Source organism: Shewanella sp. N2AIL, assembly GCF_022690845.1.
GTDB classification, from domain to species: Bacteria; Pseudomonadota; Gammaproteobacteria; order Enterobacterales; family Shewanellaceae; genus Shewanella; species Shewanella baltica.
In genome coordinates, this window is sequence record NZ_JALBYT010000002.1 from 231,587 (window position 1) to 255,196 (window position 23,610).

Here is a 23,610-nt window from a genome sequence, read left to right on the forward strand (position 1 = left end):
CCCATTTTTATGCCCATTCATTAATGTTCTTACTCGTTTCTACGTAGTTCTGCATAGTGTTCACTTGCTGTTGTTGGGCAAGGTGATTAACTGTCATCGCTCTTGCGTCTTCATTATGGCTTAGGTAATAGGCCGTTGGCGCTGAAATCCCTTGGCTTGTTCCTGTCGCTATATTGGTTGAATTTGCATCTTTTAACTCCAGCAGTTGGCACTAAGTTAGCCATCGTACGGTTTAAAAGCTGGACATGAGCTAAACCATGGAGAAATTTCGGGGGTGCGAATGGGTAGGACTCTGTGGAGGGCCGGCGGAGATTTGGTGATGGTAATGAGTCCGACTGGTAATGATCTGCGGTGCGGCAATAAAAAAGCCCGCTTAGGAATCCATTAGCGGGCCGTAGACATCAGCACAAATCTTAAAATTTGATATGGATATCTGTCGCTAAACTATTGGCGATAAAGCAATTTACATGTGCTTTTTCATGAATTTTCTCAAGGGTTTCTTGGCTGACTTCAACCCCTTCAGCGAAAATGACCTTAGGATTGAGCACCATCTTAGTGACGGCCAACTTGCCCGCGTCGTTTTTACCCAGCTCTGCAGTGGCATTGTCCACATAGGACGTGACAGGTAAGCGCTTAAGATGTGCAATCGCGAGAAAGGTTAACATATGGCATGAGGATAACGCCGCTAGCAGGCTTTCCTCTGGGTTTACATTCTGCCCATTGCCTTTATATTCCGGTGCCGACGAGGCTTGAATCGTCTGGCCGCTGCCAAATGTAATACTGTGGTCTCGACAAAATTCGCCTTCTTCGGCGGGCGAGGTTTGCCAGTTAACCGTTAAGTTAAAGCCCATTATTTTCTCCTATCTGAAGGACATCAGGGCACTATAGCCTAGCGGTGCGCACTTAGCCATGACCTGTGGCTCAGTGCGGCAGGAAGTTATAGATTAGTGCGGAGAAGTTATAGCCCAGCACTCAGTAATAGACTGCTTGTGAGTACGCTACCAGCGACGATACCAATCGGTAAATGGCGTGGACTGTAGCTTAACGTCAGTATGACCAGCATGGCCGCGAGGGAAATGATCCCCATAAACAAAATGCTACCGTAGGCCCAGCCTTGATCGCTCGCGCAGGCACTTAAGCTAAATGCCAGTAATAACCAAGCAAACAAGGTGAGCAAATGGCTTTGCCATTGTGCTGGTGGACGGTTAAACACATCCTTAAAATGGCCAAACTTAGCTAAGGCGAATAGGGCAAGGGAGAGATAACTTAAGCCTAAGATCCCAAGTACAGGGATAAATTCTGGCATCATGATTTGGCTTCCTCCAATGAAGACGGCGAGGTAAGTTCGTTGGCGAGGGATGTTTTTGGCTCACTGCGGCGCGCCTTATTCGCCTTGGCATTCGGCGCATTGAATGCGGGTCTTGTTGGGCGCTTAGCGGGAGCTTTGGCAATCAAAGTTAATCTTTTACTGGCAAATAGCATAGCGCCGCCAAGTAGAATGGCGAGCACATCAAATCCGACTAAAGGCCATTGATGGGATTGAATATTATCGATGAGATTGCTCGGCGATGTGAAGGCATTAAGCACGGGCAGTGCACAGCACAAACTGCCTGTGAGTATTAATGCTGCTTGCCACTGGCGACGTGAACTGCCAAAGAAAGCCCAGACTCCCATTGCCGCTAACGCGATAAAGAAGCAGTGAACTTCCCATTCGGAGCGGCCTGCAAAACTTGTTGATAGCAGACGATTTGCGTAAAAGAAGCTAACAGCGCCTAAGGGTAATCCTAAGATAAACATGAAGTTTAACCCTTCGACCAAACGTAATCCCAAGCTTGGTTTCTCGCCTTTATCTATGGCTTTCTGTTGTTTTTGACGTAGACGAATGGCCCACATCAAGGTGCCTGTTGCGACCATAGCGCAACCCAATAAGCCGCAGAAAAAGAACAATATGCGTAATAGCGGTGCGGCAAAACGCGCCGTGTGTAGCGACATCATAGTGTCGTAGGTGGCTGATGCTCCCGAGGCCTCATGTGGGCTAGCATATTTAAGCTCGCCATTAACACCGTTAAATATCAAGATGTTGGCCTCATCGGTCACATCTTTACCTGTGTTTTGGTAAAAGGTCACTTGGCTATTTTGATCGTTAGGATATGACACTATCACTTGCTTAATTGGCGCATCGCCCCAAGCGGTTTGCACCTGCGGCAGTAATTGACTCAGTTGCACTTGTGGCGCGCTAATCCCCGCGGCCTTCTCGGTTTGTCTAGCGGGATTCAGCTCTTTTAAGAAGGCTTGGTTGTCACCCGAATAGGCGGTATCCACCGTCCACGGAATATAGATCAACATCAGGGTGATAAGCCCGGTATAAGTGATCATCAGATGGTAGGGCAGGGCGATGACAGAGCTCACATTGTGCGCATCTAACCAAGAGCGGGCGCCCTTGTCGCGTCTAAAGCTGAACATATCCTTGAAGATCCGCTTGTGGATCACTATGCCGCTGATAAGGGCAATTAGCATAAACATAGTGCAAACACCGACGATATATCGGGCCGTAATTGCGGACATATAATGCAAGTCAAAGTGCAGACGATAGAAGAAATCGCCGCCACGACTCTCGCGCACTTCTGAGATCATGCCGCTGCCATCGGCGAGGGCGACATGTTCTTCAGTCTTGCCGCGACGTTGACCTTTTTCTGGCGGTAGTTGCCAACTCACACTTTGAAAGGGTTTACGTTCGGTCGGAAAACCTATCATCCAACGCTGCGCCGATTCGGGCGAATGCGCTGCGATATAATCTTGGCCTTTATCCAGCTGATTTGCGAGCGTATCGGCTTGATAGTCTTGATAAACCCCTTGGTGCAACTCGGGTTCGTTCCACAGGCTGATCTCATGGCGGAAATAGCTCAAGCTACCCGCAAAAAAGATCAACAATAACACCCAACACACGAGCAAACCTGCCCAAGTATGTAGCCAAGATAAGGTTCTAAAAAATGTCTCTTTCATCTTACTGTCCACACACCTGAAGCAAACCAAAACATAACAAAATCACTAGGCCTAAATCTCGCCATGCATGCCATGTTTTACGTACACAAAAGGCGTAAATAATGGCGATGGCATAAAACAGAAAAGCCAACATATTGGCCGTTATTGTGCTTTCGAAGCGGGGCATAGGTAGCACGACTGTCAGCAGGCAAGCCAAGGTAGCCGCCGCAATATAACCCGCCAGCAGTGCGGCGCTCGCGCGGGCAAAGACTTTGAAGGCAAACTGCGATTGCTCTTGCTTAAACCATCGCGCAATTTGCACAATCCCCCTTGAAATCAGTGAGAAAGAGCGCGTTTGCACTGCAGAGGATTGCGTTGACGTTTCAAACGCGGGTGTATTAGACATAAGTGCCACTTCTCATTTCGAGCCAATATGGGTCTGTTATGGCTATCCGTTACGGTTAATTCTGCAACATGTGCTTAAGCTTTCTGGTTTAACGGCAGAAGACTCGGCTTAACGGTGAATGCATTTCTATTAACAGGGGATAGCTAACCGCGAGAAGTATAACTTAGTTAATTCAAATGATAAACGATATCATTTAGATTCGAATGTAAATATGTGATCTTGGACTAACGGAGGTGCAGATTGTTACTAGGTTGTGTTTTTGTATTTTTTAGCTTTGAATATAAATCTTTTAAATCAAAGGCTAAAAATTTATGGTTAATATATTGTGAATGATAAGTTATGAATACGTGTGCATCCCATTGAGGCGAAAAACGCTACACCGTTAGTATGACACTTTGATTGCCCTATGTTTCTTGGATTGATGTGGTGAATAGAACATCGGGTTAAAACAAGTCGTTATGACATAGGGGAATGCCAAATGCGTCATTGTAAACTCAGCGTCTTGACCATGGCTCTCGCGACAGCAGGCTTTAGTGCGGTGTATACACCGCAGTTAGCCTTTGCAGCAGAGACTACGCCAACTCAACAGGAGGCCAAACAAGCTCAAGACGACAATATAGAAAACGATACCAACACGAATACCAAGAGTGTCGAAACCAACAAAAAAGTCAGCGATGAAGCGGCAAATATCGAACGGATTGAGGTTAAAGGTTACAGCAAAAGTCTGATTGATTCTCTCGATGCTAAGCGTTACGGCGACACAGTTTCTGAGCAATTATCGGCCGATGATCTTGGCGCCTTACCCGATGTATCAATGGCGGATGCACTGACCCGCTTACCCGGTATTTCAGCGGTACGTACCGGCGGACAAGCGGCAGAAATTAACATTCGCGGTATGTCGGGCGGTTTTGTTTTTTCAACCTTAAATGGCCGTGAACAGGTATCGACGAGTGGCACTCGCAGTATCGAGTTCGATCAATACCCGTCTGAACTGATTTCATCCGCCGCTGTGTACAAATCCCCTAAAGCCTCACTCATTGAAGGCGGCGTTGCAGGCACAGTGGAACTGCAAACAGTCAGCCCGCTGCAATCCGATAAAGACCATAGCTTTCTGGTCAATGCCCGTGGTATGTACAACGACAGAGCCAGTGAAGTGTACGGTGCTGACGAGTATGGCCACAGGTTGAGTATTTCTTATCAGGGTAAGTTCTTCGACGATACCGTAGGCGTGGCGTTAGGTTATGCCCGTCTAAAACAACCCAGTGTTGCGACCCAATTTATCGGTTTGGCTTATAACGACAGCAAAGAAGTTGATGGACTGGCTAATGATACCAACGGTCCTATTGATGCCCCTGCGAATGAGTACATCAGCGAGGGTTTTGAGCTACAACACCTTGGTGGCGTTGAAATTCGTAACGGTTATATGGGCGCGATTGAGTGGGCTCCTAGGGATAATTTTAAGCTCAAGGCCGATGCATTTTTATCGCGTTTCGATAGCGAATCGTTTGCCCGAGGATTCAGGGTTAAGTTTGGTGGCTCAGGCGCTGCGATTGCCAATCCTGTACTCGATGGCAATTCTGTTATTGGCGGAACTTTTAATCGCACCTCAAAGAGCTACACCAGAGTTGAGACTGTCAACGACGATAACCAAGATTTTGATGAAGTGAATAGCTTTGGTTTAAATGCTGACTGGCAAGTGACAGACAGACTGAATGTCGCCGCCGATATTTCCTATTCCTCAGCCAAAAGTAACTTTAGGAATGGCCTGTTATGGGCGAACGTTGCTGTCGATGCTAATGCCGACACCCCAGTTTTCGATGATAATGTCTCGATTAGTTATCAACTTAACGGGCTTAATCTGCCCGATGTGGGCTTTAATCAAGCCGATGCTTTCACCGATCTGGATCGGGTAATGGTGAGTAAGTACGGCATCTATCCCTATGAGAATGAAGATGCGGTAAAGGCTTATCGCCTTGATTTTAAATATGACCTTGAGAATGATTACATCAGCTCAGTAGAGTTTGGTGTACGTTACTCTGATCGCAATTACTCCAATCGCCGCTCGGTATTTGAATATGGCAATGATGGCGCTTTCTCTAGCGCTGAGCCACCACTCAAGCTGACGTCTGATATGGCCTCGGTCGTCGATTGGCAGGGTGAGTTCAGTTATTTCCCCTCTTATCTCGCCATTGATCTCGACGCTGCGCTAGCGGCTTGGTTCCCTGAAGGTATCCCACAACCAGTACAAACTTGGGGAAATGCCGATGGTGTACTCGATGCTAAGGGCTATACCACGGACTATTCTTGGACCGTACAGCAAAGTGGTGAGGTGTTCGAAAAGGTGTTTGCGGCGTATGCCATGGTTAATTTTGATACCGAGATTGGCGGTATTCCCGTTACGGGCAATCTCGGTTTACGCCGTGTTGATACCGACCAATCCGCAACTGTATTAGAGAATGTCAGAGCTGATCCCCAGCTTGGCGCCCAGTATATCGTCGATGATTTAGGCATAGTGAATAACTACTATGCACCTAAAATCAAAGGGATAGATTATGTCGATTATCTACCTTCCCTTAACCTCAGTTTTAAGATCACTGAAGATTCTCAAATCCGTTTAGCGGCCGCTAAAGTGATGTCGCGTCCGCCCATTAACCGCTTGGCGGGGGATGCGAGCGCAACGGCAAATAACGATGGGATTATCAATGGATCTAGCACTAATAATCCCTATTTAAAGCCTTTCTATGCGGATCAATATGATATTTCCTACGAAAAATACTTTGATGAAGGCGCCTTTGTCGCGGCGCTATTCTACAAAAATATTGATTCCTTTATTGATACTGTGGCTATCACCAATTTCGATTTTAAGGGAAATGGCTTCAACGTGCCGGATTACATTGTTGCTCCTTCTGGGGTGCAAACCGCAACAAGTAATGGCACTTACACTACTGCAATGAACAATGCCGAGGGTGGATACATTCGCGGTTTAGAGCTGGCTTACACCCAAGTGTTTGCCTCCTTGCCCGATATGTTTTCCGGTTTAGGTTTTAACGCCAGTTATTCCTATACCGAGAGTGAGGTGCAGTCCATTACCAGCCTAGGCGGTGACAGTGTGACTCAATCTTTACCGGGTTTATCGAATAATGTGCTCAGTGCTACCTTGTTTTATGGCTATGAGGGCTTTGAAACCCGTATCAGCGCTCGTTACCGTGATGCTTTTGTCTCTGAACAGGTGGCGATTAACGATCAAGTGGTGAACTTCGATTCCGAAACCGTGATGGACTATCAAGCCTCCTACCAAGTAACGGACGGTTTAAACGTACTGTTCCAAGTGAATAACCTCACAGATGAACCGACTAAGAGTTACTTCGGCACCGAGCAGAAAACCGGCACCCTACAGTACTTTGGCCGCGAATTTTTCTTGGGGTTCACCTATGCCCTGTAATCCATTGCATCAGTTAGTGTGCTTAGACGCACAGAGCCTAAATCCATTACATGTTGCGCCATTTTGCTTCACGGCGTCTTATTCGCAAATTGGGAGAAACCACTCATGTTGAGTATCTCTAATCTTATTAAACTGTCGGCCTTAGCTCTGAGTATGACCTTACTCTCGGCCTGTGGCGGCAGTGATTCATCTGAACCGGGTAAAGTGCTATTAACTTGCGATGTGCCTATGGTGCCCGATGCCACGGGCACAAGCTGCGTTGCACCAACGCCTATCAGTTGTAAGGCGCCTAAATTCCCTGATCCTAAAAACGAGAGTTGTATAAACGGTTTAGATCCCTCGTTACCCGCGCCAAGCGTATTCCCGCAAGCCAATCAAGCAGTGCTTTACTACAATCGCATTAAAGATAAAAACAATACTGCGAGTAACGCTGAATATCCTAAGTACAAATTACATACTTGGAACGATGAAAAGTGTGATGCCTATGCTGCTCCTTTTGATACCAGCGACTGGAGCAACGGCCATCCCTTCGATGGTATTGACCCTAATTATGGCGCCTATTGGATCCTTAATCTGAAGGAAGGTTATGGTGCCTGCGGCAACTTTATTGTGCATGCCGGTACGGATGATGCGGGTAAAGCCTTAGGTAAAAACAACTTAACCATGTCCCTGGTACAGGACGATGCAACGTATGTTCGCGTGAATTTCACCATTCACGGTGAGTCGGATGTGTATGAGTATCCGATTCTAGAGACAGGTTTCTCTATTTCAGGTATGAGTGCCCACTGGTTAGATCGCAATACCTTTGTGTGGAATCAAGATCCACAGGGGGTAACAAGCGTGAAATTGCATTATTCAGCTAAGGCTGATATCGCCGCCGATGATAATAATGTGATCAGTGGCACTCAAGTGATCTTAACGCCAGCGACCTTAAGCGATGCACAAAAAGCGTTATCGCCAGTGCTGGCAGATTGGCCTGCTTATACTGCTAATTTTACTGCGGATGAAGCCAAAGCCATTGCAAAAGATCAATTAGTATTAGTCGCTTACGATGCCGATGACAAACCTGTTGGCGCAACCTATGTGCAAGCGGCTAAGGTGCTTGATGATCTTTACACACAGGGCGACCAAGATGCTGATGAGGCTACGCTCGGTGTGGTTTACGATGGAGCGAACATTATTGCTTCAGTGTGGGCACCGACGGCCCAAGACGTAAAACTGAAAGTCTATGATGCCAATAAAACACTTAAAAGCACAGAGAATATGACCTTAGATAGCCTCACTGGTATCTGGTCCTATCGCGGTGATGCTAGCCTTAATCGCCTCTATTATCGTTATGCGCTCAATGTGTACCATCCAACGACTAAAAAACTTGAGTCGTTAGAAAGCACTGACCCTTATTCTTTGAATGTGTCGAGTAACGGCCGTTTTAGCCAGTTTATTAATTTGGACGATGCAGACCTTAAACCTGACGGCTGGGATAACCAAACCGTTGCTGCGATTGCTCACCCAGAAGATGCGGTGATCTATGAGGGGCATATTCGAGACTTTAGTATTCGAGATCAGAGCACCAGTGCCGCCCACCGTGGTAAATATTTGGCCTTTACCGAGCAAGGCTCTGCGCCAGTTGAACATCTTAAAAAGCTGGTTGATAATGGCTTAACTCACTTCCATGTGTTGCCCGCCACCGATATGGCAACGGTTAATGAAAATGCCAGTGAACGCATCGAAATGACCGACACTTTGGCCAAGTTATGCAGCAAAATCAATGATGCGGCCGATGCTTGTAAAACCCAAAACAAGTCAGCAACTATAGAAAATATTCTGGCGAATAGCTTACCCGGCTCAAGTGATGCGCAGGCATTAGTGGATGCTATGCGTGGTTTAGATGGCTTTAACTGGGGTTACGATCCGCAGCATTTTTTTGCACCTGAAGGCAGTTATGCCACAGTGGCTGAGGGTACGGAGCGAGTGCTTGAACTGCGCGAAATGAACCAAGCCTTGCATAATATTGGTCTCAGAGTCGTATTGGATGTTGTGTATAACCACACGAGCGCTTCTGGCGTGAATGCTAACGCTGTGCTTGATAAGGTCGTTCCTGGTTATTACCACAGATATGACCCTGTATCTGGCGCGATGGAACAGTCAACCTGTTGTGAAAATACCGCCACTGAACATCGAATGATGGGCAAACTCGTCACTGATTCTTTAGTCTTGCTTGCCAAAGAATATGGCTATGACGGCTTCCGTTTTGATGTGATGGGGCACATGCCTAAGCAAGGTATTCTCGATGCGAGAACCGCTGTTCAGGCCGTCGATCCAGACACTTACTTCTACGGTGAAGGATGGAACTTTGGTGAAGTTGCCGATAATCGTTTATTCGAACAGGCAACCCAAGCCAATATGGCAGGCTCCGAAGTGGGCACCTTTAATGACAGAATACGCGAGGCGGTGCGTGGTGGCGCATTGTTTGCGACTGAGTCAAAGGATGACTACCTGCGGGATCAAGATACCTTACGCTTATCATTGGCGGGTAACTTACAAAACTATGTACTAAAAGACTTTAATGGCAATTCGGCTAAGGGCAGTAGCTTTAGCTGGAACTCACAACCGAGTGCTTACGCTCTCGATCCTGCCGACAGTATTAACTATGTTTCTAAGCACGATAACGAAACCCTGTGGGATATCCTGCAATATAAACATGCCATTGGTTTGAGTATTGAAAATCGTGTGCGAGTCCAAAACATGGCCGCCAGTATTCCACTCTTGAGCCAAGGGGTGCCGTTCCTGCAAATGGGCGGTGATTTACTGCGCTCAAAATCGATGGACAGAAACAGCTATGACTCGGGTGACTGGTTTAACTATGTCGACTTTACCTACAACACCAATAACTGGAATGTAGGTTTACCACTCGCGCAGGATAACAGCAGCAAATGGACGCAGATTGCGGGTATTTCTGCTAACCCAAATGCGGCGGCTTCCATGTCGGATATCGAATTGGCTTCGGGGGTATTTAACGAGTTTTTACGTATACGCCATCAGAGCCCATTATTCCGCTTGACCGATGAGCAGACCATTATTGAGCGTGTGGGATTCCATAACGTCGGTAAGCGTCAGCAACAGGGTGTCATCGTAATGAGTCTGGACGACGGCGTTGGTCTTAGCGATCTCGACCCGGCAGTCGATGCCATCGTCGTGATGATCAACGGCAGCGCAACGGAGCAGTCTCACACAGTGCCAACTGCAGCAGGCTTTAGCTTACACGAAGTACAAGCAAACTCTGTTGATGCCAAAATCCGCGGTGCAAGCTTTAGTGAGGGTGCGAATGAAGGCACATTTACGGTTCCGGCCTACAGCACGGCTGTATTTGTGAAAAAACAAAGCGGTGCGCAGGGCGTGGGTCTCTCGGCAAACGCTACAGTTGGTGCACCCGATGTTGTGCCCTATGGCAGTACCGATGTATTTGTCCGTGGCGGCATGAATAGCTGGGGTGAGGTTGATAAATTCGCCTACGTCGGCGCTGGTGAATACCGTATTGCCATCAAACTGAATGCCGGTGACTATGATTTCAAAATTGCCTCGGTAGATTGGAATACCGTTGATTTTGGTGCCATAAGTGCTGATGTCGCGCAAGTTGATGAAGGCGTGGCCGAAGCGCTAGCAGCGAAGGGCGGGAATCTGCATTTTTCCGCGGGGATAACGGCAACCTATGTGTTCTCCCTTGATGCATCGGATAAGGACCATCCCGTATTAAGCGTTTATAACGAAGAGCCATTTGTAGGAACGCCAGTGTATCTGCGTGGTGATATGAATGGTTGGGGGACTGATAACGAAGTCAAGTATATGGGCGGTGGGATATATCGCGTTGATCTCGCCATCACGGCAGGTACTAAAGGCTTTAAACTCGCGTCCAGTGATTGGTCTACCGTAGATTATGGTACCGGTGAGGCCGATGGTGTCGTCGTGCTCAATCAAGAGAAATTGCTGGCGGTCAAAGGCGGCAATATGAGCATCACCTTCGACAGCGATGATACCTACAGCTTTGTGTTTGATGCGTCAAATCGTAATGAACCTAAACTCAGCGTGTATAAAACGGCGATGTTTGGTGCGAACACGGTTTACATTCGTGGCGGCATGAATGGCTGGGGCACAGTGGACACGTTAGCCTATCAAGGCGCTTCGGTTTACAGTGTCGATATCGCGTTAATCGCAGGTGATAACGAGTTCAAAATTGCTTCATCAGATTGGTCTAGTGTCGATTTTGGTGCTGTGGTGGGGGATGAGGCTGTGACGCTTGATGGGTTAAAAGTCTTGGCTTCAAAGGGGGCAAATATGCATTTTAATGCGCCAGTGGATGCAACTTATCGCTTTACTGTGACAGGTCCAGATCCTAAATCGCCAACCTTAACTGTGACTCAAGTTAATTAGGCTAACGCAGCGAGCCGCGGTTAACTCACCATGGATTCGCTGTGAATTTAAAACCACCTTAAGTGCGAACTTAAGGTGGTTTTTTTATTCCCCTGAGCGGGAGAGGTACAGATATTTAACCGATACGGAGGCAAGGCTTAAAACTGTGAGCGAAACAAGATATGGATTTTCTGACTTGCTGGCTTTGTCACAATTGTTTGTTTTTATTTGCTTAGGTGTGTCTAGTGGTTACTGCTTGTTTAGCGTTAGGTTAATTTTTATGCTGCCAATGTGAGCTTTATCAATTTTGATGTACTGAGGTTTTGGCAGAATGCTCGTTATCTTTTTTACCGAGACCTAGCCTGATAACCCTATGCATAAAAACTCTAAGAATGGTGAAACACACCTGTCAGATAATGCGATTTTACTCTCCACGACGGATTTGAAGGGAAACATCAAATATGTGAATCAGACTTTTTCGCAGATTAGCGAGTTTAGTGCTGCTGAGTTGCAAGGGAATCCCCATAACATAGTGCGTCATCAAGATATGCCCGCAGCTGCGTTTAAGATCCTTTGGGAACGAATTAAGCAGGGTAAACCTTGGATGGGTATCGTTAAAAATCGCACTAAAAATGGCGGTTATTACTGGGTAAATGCCTATGTCGCACCTGTGTATGAAGACGGTAAAATTCACGAATATCAATCTGTTCGCCGTCAAGCGACCCCTGAGCAGATTAAAGCTGCCGAGCGTATTTACAGCGATATAAATCAGGGCAAGCAACCTAAAGCATTGCGCAAAGATAGGCTAGGTTTCAGTGGTAAGATACTGCTGGCCATGCTGATTTCGATTATGACTACGACGATGATTGCCAGTTATTCTCCCATTGTTGCTGCGATTGCGGGGGTGACGGTAGCGTGCCTAGCATGGTATTACCTGATGCAGCCGCTGCAAAAGCTCGTTTCTATGGCGACCAACATTATTGACGATCCTGTGGCGACGGGCGTGTATACCGGCCGCCAAGATGAGATTGGAAAATTGGATCTTGCTCTGCGCTTTTTGATCACCGAAATTGGTGGCGTTGTCGGCCGCATGGCGGATTCTGCCAGTGAAATCCAATCTCAAAGTGTCAATCTTAAACAAACCATTACCAACACTTGGGAGCACGCCGATAGCCAGAGTGAGCAAACTACGCAGGCTGCAACAGCGATGGAGCAGATGAGCGCCAGTTTTGCCGAAGTGACGGGCAATATTCACCGCACCGCCTCTGAAATGGTGTCGAGCCACGAGGCGGCTCAACGCGGTCATTCACGTTTAGAAACAGTCATAGAGGCGATTCATCAGTTGAGTGTGCAAGTGAGTCACTTTTCCGATGTGGTTCAAACGATTGAAGAAGATAGCCGTGCAATTCACCAAGTGCTTGAGGTGATACGTGCCATTGCCGATCAAACTAATCTGTTAGCTTTAAATGCGGCAATTGAAGCGGCGCGGGCAGGGGACAGTGGCCGCGGTTTTGCCGTGGTGGCCGATGAAGTCAGACAATTATCGAGTCGTACTAGCCAATCCACCTCGCAAATCGAATTAATTGTTAGCCGCTTTAGGGAAAGTACTCAAAGGGCGACTTCGACTATGATGGCGGGACAAGAGCAGGTTAAACGTTCGGTCGGCTTAGCGCAGGAAGCCAGTGTTGCTTTTGGCGAGTTGCTTTCATCTATATCAAGGATTAACTCCTTAAGTGATGATAATGCCGCTGCGATGACCCAGCAGACTTCTGTGGCCGCTGAAATTAGCCGTGCTATCCATGTGATCAGCGATTTGGCTCAACAGAGTTTAGAGCAGACGCTCGATGCGGCGGCGCGGGGCGATCAAGTGTCGCGTTTATCGACCAAGACGCATCATCTGTCCCAGCAGTTTTGGCAGCAGAGCGTGCAACGTAAATATTAAGCGTATTTACCTTATGTCGTATTGGATTTTGTGATTGATTTATTATTAATGCCTGTTTATAAATCAATCACTTAATCGCATTTTTCTGGCGGTTTTATTTTCAACTTCTTGATGGCGGTCACATTTAGGAGATGCTAATACCTGAGTTGATCGAAATATTTGCCAATTCCCCTTGTGTTTTATCCTGCATGCCCCAAGCTCTATTAGTGAAGCAAAAATAAAAGTAATGACATTAAAAGGGACAACCTATGAAAATAAATATTTCTGGTCACCACGTCGATGTTACTGATTCTATTAGAGAAGATGTTAACGAGAAATTTGCTAAGATCGCCACTCATTTTCCCTCTCTGATCGCACTGGATATCATTATTGCGAAAGAGCATGGCGAGTATCAGGTTGAAATTCGAACCAATTATGAAGGCAGCCGCATTTCCGCTTCGGGTACCGATGAGGTGATGTACCCAGCTATCAAGGCCGCATCGAAAAAATTAGATGCAGCACTTAAGCACCGTAAAGGTCAATTAAAAGCAGATTTACATGAAACCCCGAGCTGCACAACGCCAGCCATTGCCCATGAAATTATCCAAGAGATGGAGCTTCGTTAGGTTTTAATCATTACTCACCGCCTTAGGTGAGCACAAAAAGGGCCTTAACTGGCCCTTTTTGTTGGCTATGATTTTTTCCAGAATGCTAATGGGTTAAATCAACGCCAGTTGTAAGCCCTTGAGTACAGCTTGGGTGCGGTCTCGGCAATCGAGTTTAGTGAGTATGTTAGAGACATGATTTTTCACTGTGCCCTCGGCTAAAAATACCGCATTGGCGATTTCCTTGTTGGAGAATCCGCCCGCCATAAAACTGAGGATTTCCCGCTCCCGTTCCGACAATAATTCATTTCTAGTTACCCCAACGCTAGGTGCAGGTTTAGGCTCACTCATCTGTTTGAGTACCGAAGGCTCTATCAAGTAGCCGCCTTTGGCGACGGTTTCGATGGCGTGCAGTAACTTATCGAGTGACACGTCCTTGAGCAAAAAGCCGTTGGCTCCCGCCTGCAAACTATTGAGGAATAACTCACTGTCGTCGAAGGTGGTCAACATGATGACAGGTAAGCTATTGGCACTCTGGCGTATCTGTTTGAGCATGGCGATGCCATCAAGGTTTGGCATGCGGATATCACTGAGCAGCACATCGACAGGATTATTGGCGAGTTGGCTGAGTGCATCTTGGCCGTTTTCGGCCTGCCACACCACGCGAATGTTGTCGGAAATGGCGAGCAGGCTAGCGATACCTTGGCGAACCAATTGTTGATCTTCTACTAAGCCGACACTGATGATGTTGTTTTGCGTATCCATATAAATTCCAAAGAGTTTCCAATAAAAAGTTAAGCGAGTGCTGGGAGTGTGAGGGTGAGTTGGCAGCCGGGCGCCGAGTCATTCGCCCTTAGCTGCACCTTGCCATTAAAAGGTTGCAGTCTTTCCTGCATGCCGCCGAGCCCTGTACCGAACTGTCCTGTAGCGTTTAGCCCTGTACCGCTTTTAGCTGATGCGTTTCGCGCGGCTACCCGTGTTAGCCCCACGCCGTTGTCGCTCAGTTGCAATACCAGTGCGCTTTGGGAGTCTTCCATGCTCAGTTGCAGTTGATTCGCCTTGCCGTGGCGCACGGCGTTGCTGATGCCTTCTTGCAGGACTAACAGCAGGGCTTGAGTCAGTTCGGCTGATTGTAGTGGTTTCATCGCATTGCAGGTGAGAGTGACGCTGGGTAAGCGGGTCATCAACGCCTCTAGAGGGGGGACTAAATCCAATCCGACTTGCACTCTTTGCGCCCTTACGACGGCGCGAATACTTTCAAGTAGCTCTTTGGCTAAGGATTTACTTTGGTTAACTTGAGGTTTGAGGTCTTCGGGCGCTTTATGACTCAGTACTTCTAATTGCAGAGAGAGTGCTGTGAGCTGGTGGCCGAGAATGTCGTGCAAATCGCGGGAGATCCTTAATCTTTCTTGCTGTTCGCTGGCTTGGCTAAGTAGGGCGCGAGTGGCGATAAGCTGTTGGTTTAGCTGTTCTTGTATCAAGCGTGATTTACGCTCGGAGAGCCTTGCTTGGCTGCTGCTGTAGGCAAAAAATTGAAAGCCAAGATAGATCAAAATATTGAACACATTGCTTTGTTCATGCAAATGCCATTGTAGCAGCGCGTAATAAACAAGGTTGGCTAACAGTAACTGCGAAATGGCTTGGCGGCGATTAAAAAACTCAGGTAATAGTGACGCCCAAATAACGAAGAGGATCGGCAGCAATGCATGGTTTGCTGTGAGCAATAAGCTCAACACAATCAACGGCATTGCTAGTGTGGCAAGGCGGCGAAACAGAATATTGTTATGCGCAACTTTATCGGTAGCTATCAGTATAAATTGCACTAAATACAGCCCATAAAGTGTGGCATTGAGCATGCCTTGCCATGTATGCAATGCGGCTTGGTTTATCCCAACCCAAGCCACTAATGCCCAAGTGAGCACTCCTGCGGCAATTAACATGCTCTCTTCTTTTGCTAATCGATTTTCTAGCACGAATGACGATTCCTTAATCCAATTCTGCCGACCATTCTAAGGTATCAGCGTCAGATGTCACTATGCCAAAAGTCATCTTGTTAAATTCTTGTTTCATGACTTTTGGCACCTGTTTTTAGTCCTGTGATTTTTTAAGCTAACTCCATCGCAGTTACTTATCAGCGCAAATAACAGGAGTAAGACATGAAACACGTGAACTTAACGATGACAACAACTCAGATTCGCCGAGCCAATATGACCAAAAGGACGTTATCAGCGATTTGGGGCGCAGGCTTAGCTTGCTTGCTCTTGTCGGCAGGAAGTGTATCGGCAGGAACCATGTCCACAGGCAGCCAGACACATACCCTGACTGTGGATATCGATAATATTCAAGTACAAACCGGCGCCTTAATGGTTGAGCTTTATGCCAATGCCGAGGATTACGCCGCAGGCCACAATCCTAGCGCTTCTATGATAAAGCCCGTCACTAAGACAGAGCATAGGCTGGTATTTAGCGATCTAGCCGATGGTCAATATGCGGTCAAGGTTTTTCACGATGAAAACAACAATCACAAATTAGATACCAATATGTTAGGTGTGCCGAGTGAAGGCTATGGTTTTAGCAATAACGCCGGCAGTTTTGGACCTGCGAGCTTTAAAGACGCCAGCTTTAGTTTGCAGGCCGATGCGCAAATCACGATACATATTCGCTAAGGGAGGGCTGCACCATGGATAGACGTCAATTTCTAGCAGGCTCTGCCGCCCTAATGACGACTGCTGTTTGGGCGAGTTCAGTGGATAAATTACTGGCACTGGATAACGCACAAGCGGTCGCACGTGAGCCATGGACCATGGGTTTTAACGGGGCAGAAGGCGACTATCCGCCGCTCACTATGCAGGTTTCGGGCGAATGGCCAGCGCAATTGAGCGGTAATTTATATCGTAATGGGCCAGCGAAAATGTCTCGGGCAGGTAAGGCATATCAGCATTGGTTCGATGGCGATGGCATGGTGCAGCAGTTTAGTGTGGCTAATGGGCAAATTCAGCATCAGGCTAAGTTTATCCAAACAAAGAAGTTTAAAGTGGAGGAGGCCGCTGGCGCGTTTAAGTACACCACCGCAGGCACAGTGATCCCCAATGCTTTACCTATTCGCAATAACGATGACTTGAATGTGGCTAACACCAGTTTATTACCGCGCCACGGCGAGTTGCTCGCGTTATGGGAAGCGGGTTCACCCTATCGACTCGATGCGCAGACCTTAACTACGCTCGGTGTTAAAAGCTTTGGCGATAAGTTTAAGGGCTTACCCTTTTCCGCCCATCCACTCGATGACAGACAAGGTGGACTGTGGAATTTTGGCGTCTGGTATGTCGGCGGCGAGAAGCAATTACTTGTGTATCAAGTGGCAGCCGATGACAGCATTGCCAGAATGGAAGTGATTGAATTACCGCAGGCGAGTTATTTACATGCCTTCGCGCAGAGTGAGAATAAGCTGGTGTTTTATATTTCATCCTGCGTGTATGAAGAGGGCGAAACTTATATCGATGCTTTTAAATGGCGACCCGAATTGCCATCGCAATTACTGGTTATCGACAAAGCCGACTTTAAAGCGCGCCAGTTACACCAACTGCCCGCAGGATTTGTGTTTCACTTTGGCCAAGCCATTGAGAAGAATGGCGAACTGTCAGTCCAGCTTTGTCTCTATCCCAATTCGGCGATTTTAACTCAAGGGATGAAGGGGTTACTGACGGGCGCCCGTAAAGCAAAAACACCCCATTCCGAGTTAGTGACGATCACAGTACCGCTGACGGCACCACTTACAACAGCTAGCAAAACGCAGTTTGCGGGGACGTTATCTCCCTCTGCACGTATTAACCGCAGCGGCGTGATGATGGAGTTTCCCCAGTTTGCGCAGCACACTATGAGTAATAAAGAGCTTGCTGAGAAAACGGGCGGGGAATCAGAGTTTGTCCCGCTATTTGGCGTCGGAGCAAGATCAGACTCTGCTGCTAATTCTGGTGCTAATTCTAACTTTAAATATGAAGCCGAATCTGAATCAGGGCTAAGTAATACTCTGTATTGTATTCATAATGCAAAAGATAGCAGCCAGCACGGTGTGGATACACTTGGCGACGCGAGCTATAGCGCGTTTTATCTTGGCAAAGGCAAGATTGCCGAAGAGCCGCTCTATATCCCCGCCACTGAGCAGCATGAAGCCTATTTATTGATGACTTGGCTCGATTACCACAATGCACAGTCTGGCTTGTCTTTGTTTCGTGCCAGTGACATCAGTGCGGGCCCCATCGCTTCGGCTCAGATGAACAGGGTATTGCCGTTAGGGTTTCACGGTTGTTTCATTAACGCTTAATATATTGACCTATAAACAAAAAACGCAGCCAAGGGCTGCGTTTTTATTTCAGGCGAAAGCAGTGTTTAGTCTTCAATTTCCGCATTGTGATAGACGTTTTGTACGTCGTCACAATCTTCTAAAGCGGCGATAAACTTTTCAAACATGGCCACATCTTCACCTTCAACCTTAGTCATGTCCTGCGGTACGAAGGTAATGTTATCGAATTCGAAGTTAACTTCTGGCATCGCTTCGGTCAGTGCAGTTTTAACTTTAAAGTACTCAGTGTGCGGCGCGTAAACTGTGATTAAGCCATCTTCCAGCTCTACATCGCTCACATCAACGTCAGCCATCATCAGCAGTTCTAAAATCGCATCTTCGTCATCACCGGCAAACACGAACACGGCTTGATGATCAAACATGTGGCCAACAGTGCCTGGGCCGCCGAGTTTGGCATCGTTTTTCACGAAGGCTTGACGCACTTCGGTGAAGGTACGTTTTACGTTATCGGTTAAGCAGTCAACAATGACCATGCAGTTGCCAGGACCAAAACCTTCGTAACGGGCGGTATCGTAATCTTCACCACCGCCGCCTTTGGCTTTTTCAATTGCGCGTTCAATAACATGCGCAGGCACTTGGTCTTTCTTAGCGCGTTCAATCAAGCGACGCAGTGATAAGTTTCCATCGGGCTCAACGCCGCCTTGTTTAGCGACAACGTAAATCTCTTTACCGTAGCGTGAATAAATGCGGGTTTTTTGACCGGCTGTTTTCGCCATGGATTCTTTCTTGTTTTGATATGCTCTGCCCATCTTGATCTCGTTAGCTCAAAAAAATTGCGCCGATATTAGCAGTTTTCTTGGCATAAGTGCAGTCGTCCATGTGGGATTTATTACCTAGAAGGCGACGGGGCACGCATTTCAGGGCAAAGTTGGCTTTTTCATGCGAGGTTATCTTGAGAATGGACTAAGACTAAATCACGCGAAATTAATACTAATGTCTAATGCCATACACACGTGAGACTGTTGATGATAGTTGACTGCTACTTTGTTTATCTAGCGAGATAAATTATCTAGCTTATTCAGAGAAATAGACTAAAACTATAAATCTTGAGCGCTATCATAGTTAGCCCTTCTTAGTCAGCTGTAATTTATAGCTGCAGAACGAGGGCTAATGATTCGACTCTTAGCATTTCCCTTTCATTTTTACCTTGCGCAGTTACGGGAAGTATATGGAAATACAGCACAAAGTTTTAATTTTTATCAGTTTCACGCTGGTCACTCTGGGGAGTTTATTGCTTGCTGGGCTGCATCTTCCGAGCATTGTGCAGGCGCTGATCTTGGGCGCAATCACCTCTGGCTTAGTGGTGTGGGTGTGTTTGCGCGCAACTAAGGCCAAGCTCGACACCGATGAGGCAAATACTAAGGCATTAAAAGATCAAAGCCTTCCCGCCCATGATATCAGTGTGCAAACCAGTAAAATTGCTATCGGTTCGGCAGAAGTGTCGCATTTTATTGATTTACTGAATAAATCCATTGAATCAAATGGCGAGCATGCCAGCGCTATTGCCGTTGCCGCGGGGCAATTGAGTCATACCACGGCCCAACTTGGCGATAATGCCGCCGATATTTTAGGTCAGGCACAAGAGGCCGAGCGCGTTAGCGTGCAGGGGCGTAGCCAAGCTCAAAAAGGTGTGGCGGCTATTCGCTCACTGAGTACGGATATTGATACCGCCGCCGAGCAAGTACAGGCGCTTAAGTCGCGAGCCGAAGAAATCCAAAAAATCACCGAAGTGATTAACTCTGTTGCCGAACAAACGAATCTTTTGGCGTTAAATGCGGCCATTGAAGCGGCTCGTGCGGGAGAGCAGGGCCGAGGTTTTGCGGTTGTCGCAGACGAAGTTCGCAGCCTTGCGGGTAAAACCGCGGGTGCAACCCAAGATATCGGTAAGATGTTATTAGAAATCCGCAGCGAAACCGATAAAACCTCTGGACTGATGGAAAGGGTCGTAACGCAAACCGCCGATGTGGTCACCGCCATGGGTGAGTTAGATGCGCACTTCACTGAGATTTCGGCCTCAGTGACCCAATCGGCCCATGCCTTAGGTGATATGGAAGATTCACTCAAACAATATAACAATACCACTAACGACATTAGCCGCTCGGTGACTCAAATCCGTGATTCGTTAAATTCGACGGGTAAACAGAGTCATAGCGTATCCGAGCAGGCCTTTACCTTATCTTTGACCACTGAGGGGATTTTTAAAGCGCTGTCTAACTGGGATACACAAACCTTCGATCAGCAAGTTTTGCAATTGGCGAATGCCGCCGCTAAAGCGTGCGGTGACAAGTTAGCACAAGGTTTAGCCAGCGGCAGTTTTAGTGAGGCGGATTTGTTTAATCCTAAATACCAACCTATTGCCAATACTCAGCCACAAAAATACAGCACAGCTTTCGATCGTTATACCGATCAGCATTTTCCAACGATTCAAGAACCCATTCTGGCAAAACACAGCGAAATAATCTATGCGGGAGCCGTTGATAAAAAAGGTTATTTCCCGACTCATAACAAACGCTTTAGCCAAGCACTGACGGGTAAGGTCGAAGTTGATATGGTGCATAATCGAACCAAACGTTTGTTTAATGATCCGACAGGCATCCGCTGCGGCGCTCATACCGAGCCTGTATTACTGCAAACCTACAAGCGGGATACGGGCGAAGTGATGCACGACTTGTCAGTGCCCATTTTTGTGAATGGTAAACATTGGGGCGGATTTAGGGTGGGATTTAAGGCTAAGTAAATAATAGATAATCAAATTTAGGTTATTTACTCTAAAAAATGCATAAAAACGCACCTTGTCATGTGTTGTACTTGTGATCCGTGGTGGGTAATTGATTAACATAATAGAAATAGATTGGCATCTTTTTGCTGAAGTGCTTAAATAGCTCAAGGTGCACAGTTTGATACAGTTCTGTACGCCATAATAAAAATATAAAATTTGAATAAGACCTTAATTAGTTGATTTAAAAATGGTTAAAATATCTTTGGGGATATTTTAAGATGTAGAGGACAGGGAGCTCTCTTGCGACGTAAATATAACGCAGCAGACGCTGCTTAATGTGAGTTAAATGTGATGCAAGCAAATCAAGCGACTGTTACTGTTTTATATTATGACGCGCCCGTAGGGTTAATTATGCACAATTCTGTGCTAGCTAATTTGCCTGTGAGTGAAGCTGGGCGTGTGATGATACCAGCAAGTTTTCGTAAGGGAAAATCGATCATTGCCGTACTTGAAGGTGAATGTAAGATACTGAACTCATTGGGCGAGCGGGTATTTGCTCAGGCTAATATAGGTTGAAATTAGCTTATAATTTCAAAATGTTATAATTAAAAAATTAACATTCAATAGATTAATATTTCAAAAAATACTCACCTTTGGGACGCATAATCGCCTTGTTGAATTATCGTCTCGACTTTCTCTGCAATACTTCTTTTAATCTTATTTAATAATGTACAGAACGTATTTACTGCGCTTTATCGGCTTGAATTCAAGGAGAAAGTGACGCTTATATCGACTTGAATAACATCACCTTCCATAACGTCAAACTTAATTTCCGATCTTCAATAACTCAACACTCAACAACATCTGAGCGATTACCAGCCGTACAGCTGCATTCATTAGTCACTATCGATTTAGTCGCCCAGGTATTCGTCATTGTACAGATTAAAACGCTTTTAATGGCAGACCTCAGTCAGCAATCGATCGGCAAGATGTTGAAGGGTTTCGGCATTTGGATGGGTGTGAGCGAAGGTTCTTAAACCATAAATTCCCATCATAAAATATTGGGCTCTTTGCTCGTCGCTGCGATGACCTTCTAGCAGTCCTTGCTCGGCTGCGCTGGTAAACTGCTGCGTTAGCGCTTGTTGCCAAGATTGCAGATACTGATTGATGATATCTCTAATCTCAACATCTTGCTCAGCCACTTCATTTAATGCCTTCGTCAATAAACAAGCTTGGGCGCTATCACAACTTAGGCATTCGGCAACAATATGATCTAAATAAGTTTTTAAGTTCGTTAGTACATTTTCGCTATTAACGAACAGGCTGTTGAACTGCGCATTTCTGTCGAGTTGATATTGCTCAATGGCTGCGATTAGTAATCCGCGTTTATTGGTAAAAGCGCAGTAAATCGACCCCGGATGTAATCCCGTGGCTTGAGTTAGATCTTGCATGCTCGTTTTGGTGTAACCCTTGTGCATGAAGGCGGCCATAGCGCCGCGAAGTACCTGTTCTCGGTCGAACTCTGCATTACGCATCGAATTTAATTCACTTGTATAGAAACGCTTAGGCCGAATTCTACCTAATTTTGAACGAACATTCAAAAATTAACTTGAATGATCGTTCAAATAATAATATCTTGAATGCATATTCAAGAATGGGACTGAGAAAATGACCACACAAACCACGCCAAATTCCTTGGCAAATCTGTTCGAAACCTACTCGCTTAATGACACTATTACCTTAAACAATCGTTTCTTAATGGCGCCTTTGACCCGTTGTATGGCCGATGCCGACTTAGTGCCGACCGATGACATGGTTGCCTATTATGCACGCCGTGCCGAAGCGGGTTTGATCATCACAGAGGCGACCATTATTCGTCCCGATGCCCAAGGTTACCCAAATACCCCTGGTATTTTTACTCAAGCGCAAATTGCTGGCTGGCGCAAAGTGACTGATGCGGTACATGCCAAAGGCGGTAAGATTTTTGTGCAGTTATGGCATACGGGCCGTGTTGCACATCCACACTTTTTCGGTGGTGGCGATGTGCTTGCTGCATCAGCACAGAAGATTGAAGGCAGCGTGCCAAGAATGCGTGAGCTAACTTATGTCACGCCAAAACCAGCCACATTCGAGGATATTCAAGGCCTAGTGCGTGATTACGCCAAAGCGGCGGAAAATGCCATTGAAGCTGGTTTTGATGGCGTTGAAATCCACGGTGCAAATGGTTATTTAATTGATACTTTCTTACACCATGACAGCAATCGCCGCACCGATGAATACGGTGGCACTCCTGCCAATATGTCCCGTTTTGCGCTTGAAGTTGTCGACGCAGTAGTGGCTCGTATCGGCAAAGACAGAACCGGTCTGCGGATTTCACCTGGGGCTTATTTCAATATGGCGGCTGATAGCCGTGACCGGGAAGTGTTCGATTACTTCTTGCCGGCACTAGAGTCACGCGATATCGCCTTTGTGCATATTGGGATTTTCGATGACAGCATGGAATTTGATTATCTTGGCGGCAGAGCTTCAAGCTATGTGCGCGCACACTATGGCAAAACCTTAGTGGGAGTTGGAAGCTACAGCGCAGAAACTGCCAGTGAAGCGATTGCAGCGAATAAGTTCGACTTGATTGCTATCGGTCGTCCATTCATTGCTAACCCTGACTATGTTGCTCGCGTGCGTGATGGCGTTGAACTTGTACCTTACAGTGACGAAATGCTAGCAAGCTTAGTGTAATTTTACTTAATAGCCGAATAAAGAAAGGGTTA

17 protein-coding genes and 1 pseudogene are annotated in these 23,610 nt (G+C 46.7%); 9 read left to right on the forward strand and 9 right to left on the reverse strand.

Annotated features, from left to right (window positions below):
- Window positions 1–7: 7 nt before the first annotated feature.
- From MO387_RS02725 to MO387_RS02745, 5 genes and pseudogenes are all read right to left on the reverse strand, one after another.
- Window positions 8–187 (reverse strand): annotated as a pseudogene (locus tag MO387_RS02725) (hypothetical protein); the annotation flags it as partial.
- A 226-nt stretch (window positions 188–413) separates the two neighbouring features.
- Window positions 414–851: an OsmC family protein gene (locus MO387_RS02730; protein WP_106651204.1), complete on the reverse strand. Its 438-nt coding sequence runs from the start codon at window positions 849–851 to the stop codon at window positions 414–416.
- 107 nt (window positions 852–958) lie between these two features.
- The gene (locus tag MO387_RS02735; protein WP_006080813.1) at window positions 959–1,309 is read right to left on the reverse strand and encodes a DUF3325 domain-containing protein; all 351 of its coding nucleotides are present in this window, start codon (window positions 1,307–1,309) and stop codon (window positions 959–961) included.
- Entirely contained in the window at window positions 1,306–3,003 is a 1,698-nt protein-coding gene (locus tag MO387_RS02740; RefSeq protein WP_107948590.1) for a PepSY-associated TM helix domain-containing protein, read from the reverse strand. Before MO387_RS02740 ends, MO387_RS02735 begins: the two co-directional genes overlap by 4 nt.
- 1 nt (window position 3,004) lies before the next feature.
- Window positions 3,005–3,388 (reverse strand): DUF3649 domain-containing protein, encoded by a 384-nt coding sequence (locus MO387_RS02745; protein WP_199908739.1) that lies wholly within the window; start codon window positions 3,386–3,388, stop codon window positions 3,005–3,007.
- 478 nt (window positions 3,389–3,866) lie between these two features.
- Here MO387_RS02745 and MO387_RS02750 point away from each other — a divergent pair, with 478 nt between their 5' ends.
- The 4 genes from MO387_RS02750 to raiA all read left to right on the forward strand — a co-directional run bounded on the left by MO387_RS02750 (window position 3,867) and on the right by raiA (window position 13,784).
- Window positions 3,867–6,830 carry a TonB-dependent receptor gene (locus tag MO387_RS02750; protein WP_107948588.1) on the forward strand — a complete coding sequence of 988 codons (2,964 nt, stop codon included), beginning with the start codon at window positions 3,867–3,869 and terminating at the stop codon, window positions 6,828–6,830.
- A gap of 105 nt (window positions 6,831–6,935) precedes the next feature.
- The gene (locus MO387_RS02755) at window positions 6,936–11,258 is read left to right on the forward strand and encodes an alpha-1,6-glucosidase domain-containing protein (protein ID WP_107948586.1); all 4,323 of its coding nucleotides are present in this window, start codon (window positions 6,936–6,938) and stop codon (window positions 11,256–11,258) included.
- Window positions 11,259–11,610: 352 nt separating this feature from the next.
- The gene (locus MO387_RS02760; RefSeq protein WP_107948584.1) at window positions 11,611–13,179 is read left to right on the forward strand and encodes a PAS domain-containing methyl-accepting chemotaxis protein; all 1,569 of its coding nucleotides are present in this window, start codon (window positions 11,611–11,613) and stop codon (window positions 13,177–13,179) included.
- 248 nt (window positions 13,180–13,427) lie between these two features.
- Window positions 13,428–13,784, forward strand: coding sequence for a ribosome-associated translation inhibitor RaiA (gene raiA, locus MO387_RS02765; RefSeq protein ID WP_006080817.1), 357 nt, complete (start codon window positions 13,428–13,430; stop codon window positions 13,782–13,784).
- A gap of 93 nt (window positions 13,785–13,877) precedes the next feature.
- Here the strand turns inward: raiA and MO387_RS02770 are convergent, their stop codons facing one another.
- A complete protein-coding gene (locus MO387_RS02770) occupies window positions 13,878–14,528 on the reverse strand; it encodes a response regulator transcription factor (RefSeq protein ID WP_107948582.1) in 651 nt (216 codons plus the stop codon).
- A 29-nt stretch (window positions 14,529–14,557) separates the two neighbouring features.
- Window positions 14,558–15,736: a histidine kinase gene (locus MO387_RS02775; RefSeq protein WP_107948580.1), complete on the reverse strand. Its 1,179-nt coding sequence runs from the start codon at window positions 15,734–15,736 to the stop codon at window positions 14,558–14,560.
- Between the two features lie 183 nt (window positions 15,737–15,919).
- Between MO387_RS02775 and MO387_RS02780 the strand changes: the two genes are divergently transcribed.
- A complete protein-coding gene (locus MO387_RS02780) occupies window positions 15,920–16,429 on the forward strand; it encodes a DUF2141 domain-containing protein (RefSeq protein ID WP_006085101.1) in 510 nt (169 codons plus the stop codon).
- Window positions 16,430–16,443: 14 nt separating this feature from the next.
- Window positions 16,444–18,084 (forward strand): carotenoid oxygenase family protein, encoded by a 1,641-nt coding sequence (locus tag MO387_RS02785; RefSeq protein WP_107948578.1) that lies wholly within the window; start codon window positions 16,444–16,446, stop codon window positions 18,082–18,084.
- A gap of 65 nt (window positions 18,085–18,149) precedes the next feature.
- Here MO387_RS02785 and MO387_RS02790 read toward each other — a convergent pair whose 3' ends face one another.
- Entirely contained in the window at window positions 18,150–18,872 is a 723-nt protein-coding gene (locus MO387_RS02790) for a YebC/PmpR family DNA-binding transcriptional regulator (protein ID WP_006085103.1), read from the reverse strand.
- 419 nt (window positions 18,873–19,291) lie between these two features.
- Here MO387_RS02790 and MO387_RS02795 point away from each other — a divergent pair, with 419 nt between their 5' ends.
- On the forward strand, window positions 19,292–20,860 hold the full coding sequence (locus tag MO387_RS02795; RefSeq protein WP_107948576.1) for a methyl-accepting chemotaxis protein: 1,569 nt from the start codon (window positions 19,292–19,294) through the stop codon (window positions 20,858–20,860).
- 333 nt (window positions 20,861–21,193) lie between these two features.
- Window positions 21,194–21,418: a TIGR02922 family protein gene (locus MO387_RS02800; protein WP_006080825.1), complete on the forward strand. Its 225-nt coding sequence runs from the start codon at window positions 21,194–21,196 to the stop codon at window positions 21,416–21,418.
- A gap of 377 nt (window positions 21,419–21,795) precedes the next feature.
- Here the strand turns inward: MO387_RS02800 and MO387_RS02805 are convergent, their stop codons facing one another.
- Window positions 21,796–22,377 (reverse strand): TetR/AcrR family transcriptional regulator, encoded by a 582-nt coding sequence (locus MO387_RS02805; protein ID WP_107948574.1) that lies wholly within the window; start codon window positions 22,375–22,377, stop codon window positions 21,796–21,798.
- A 133-nt stretch (window positions 22,378–22,510) separates the two neighbouring features.
- Here MO387_RS02805 and MO387_RS02810 point away from each other — a divergent pair, with 133 nt between their 5' ends.
- Complete coding sequence (locus tag MO387_RS02810; protein ID WP_107948572.1) at window positions 22,511–23,578, forward strand: alkene reductase; 1,068 nt, start codon at window positions 22,511–22,513, stop codon at window positions 23,576–23,578.
- Window positions 23,579–23,610 lie beyond the last annotated feature (32 nt).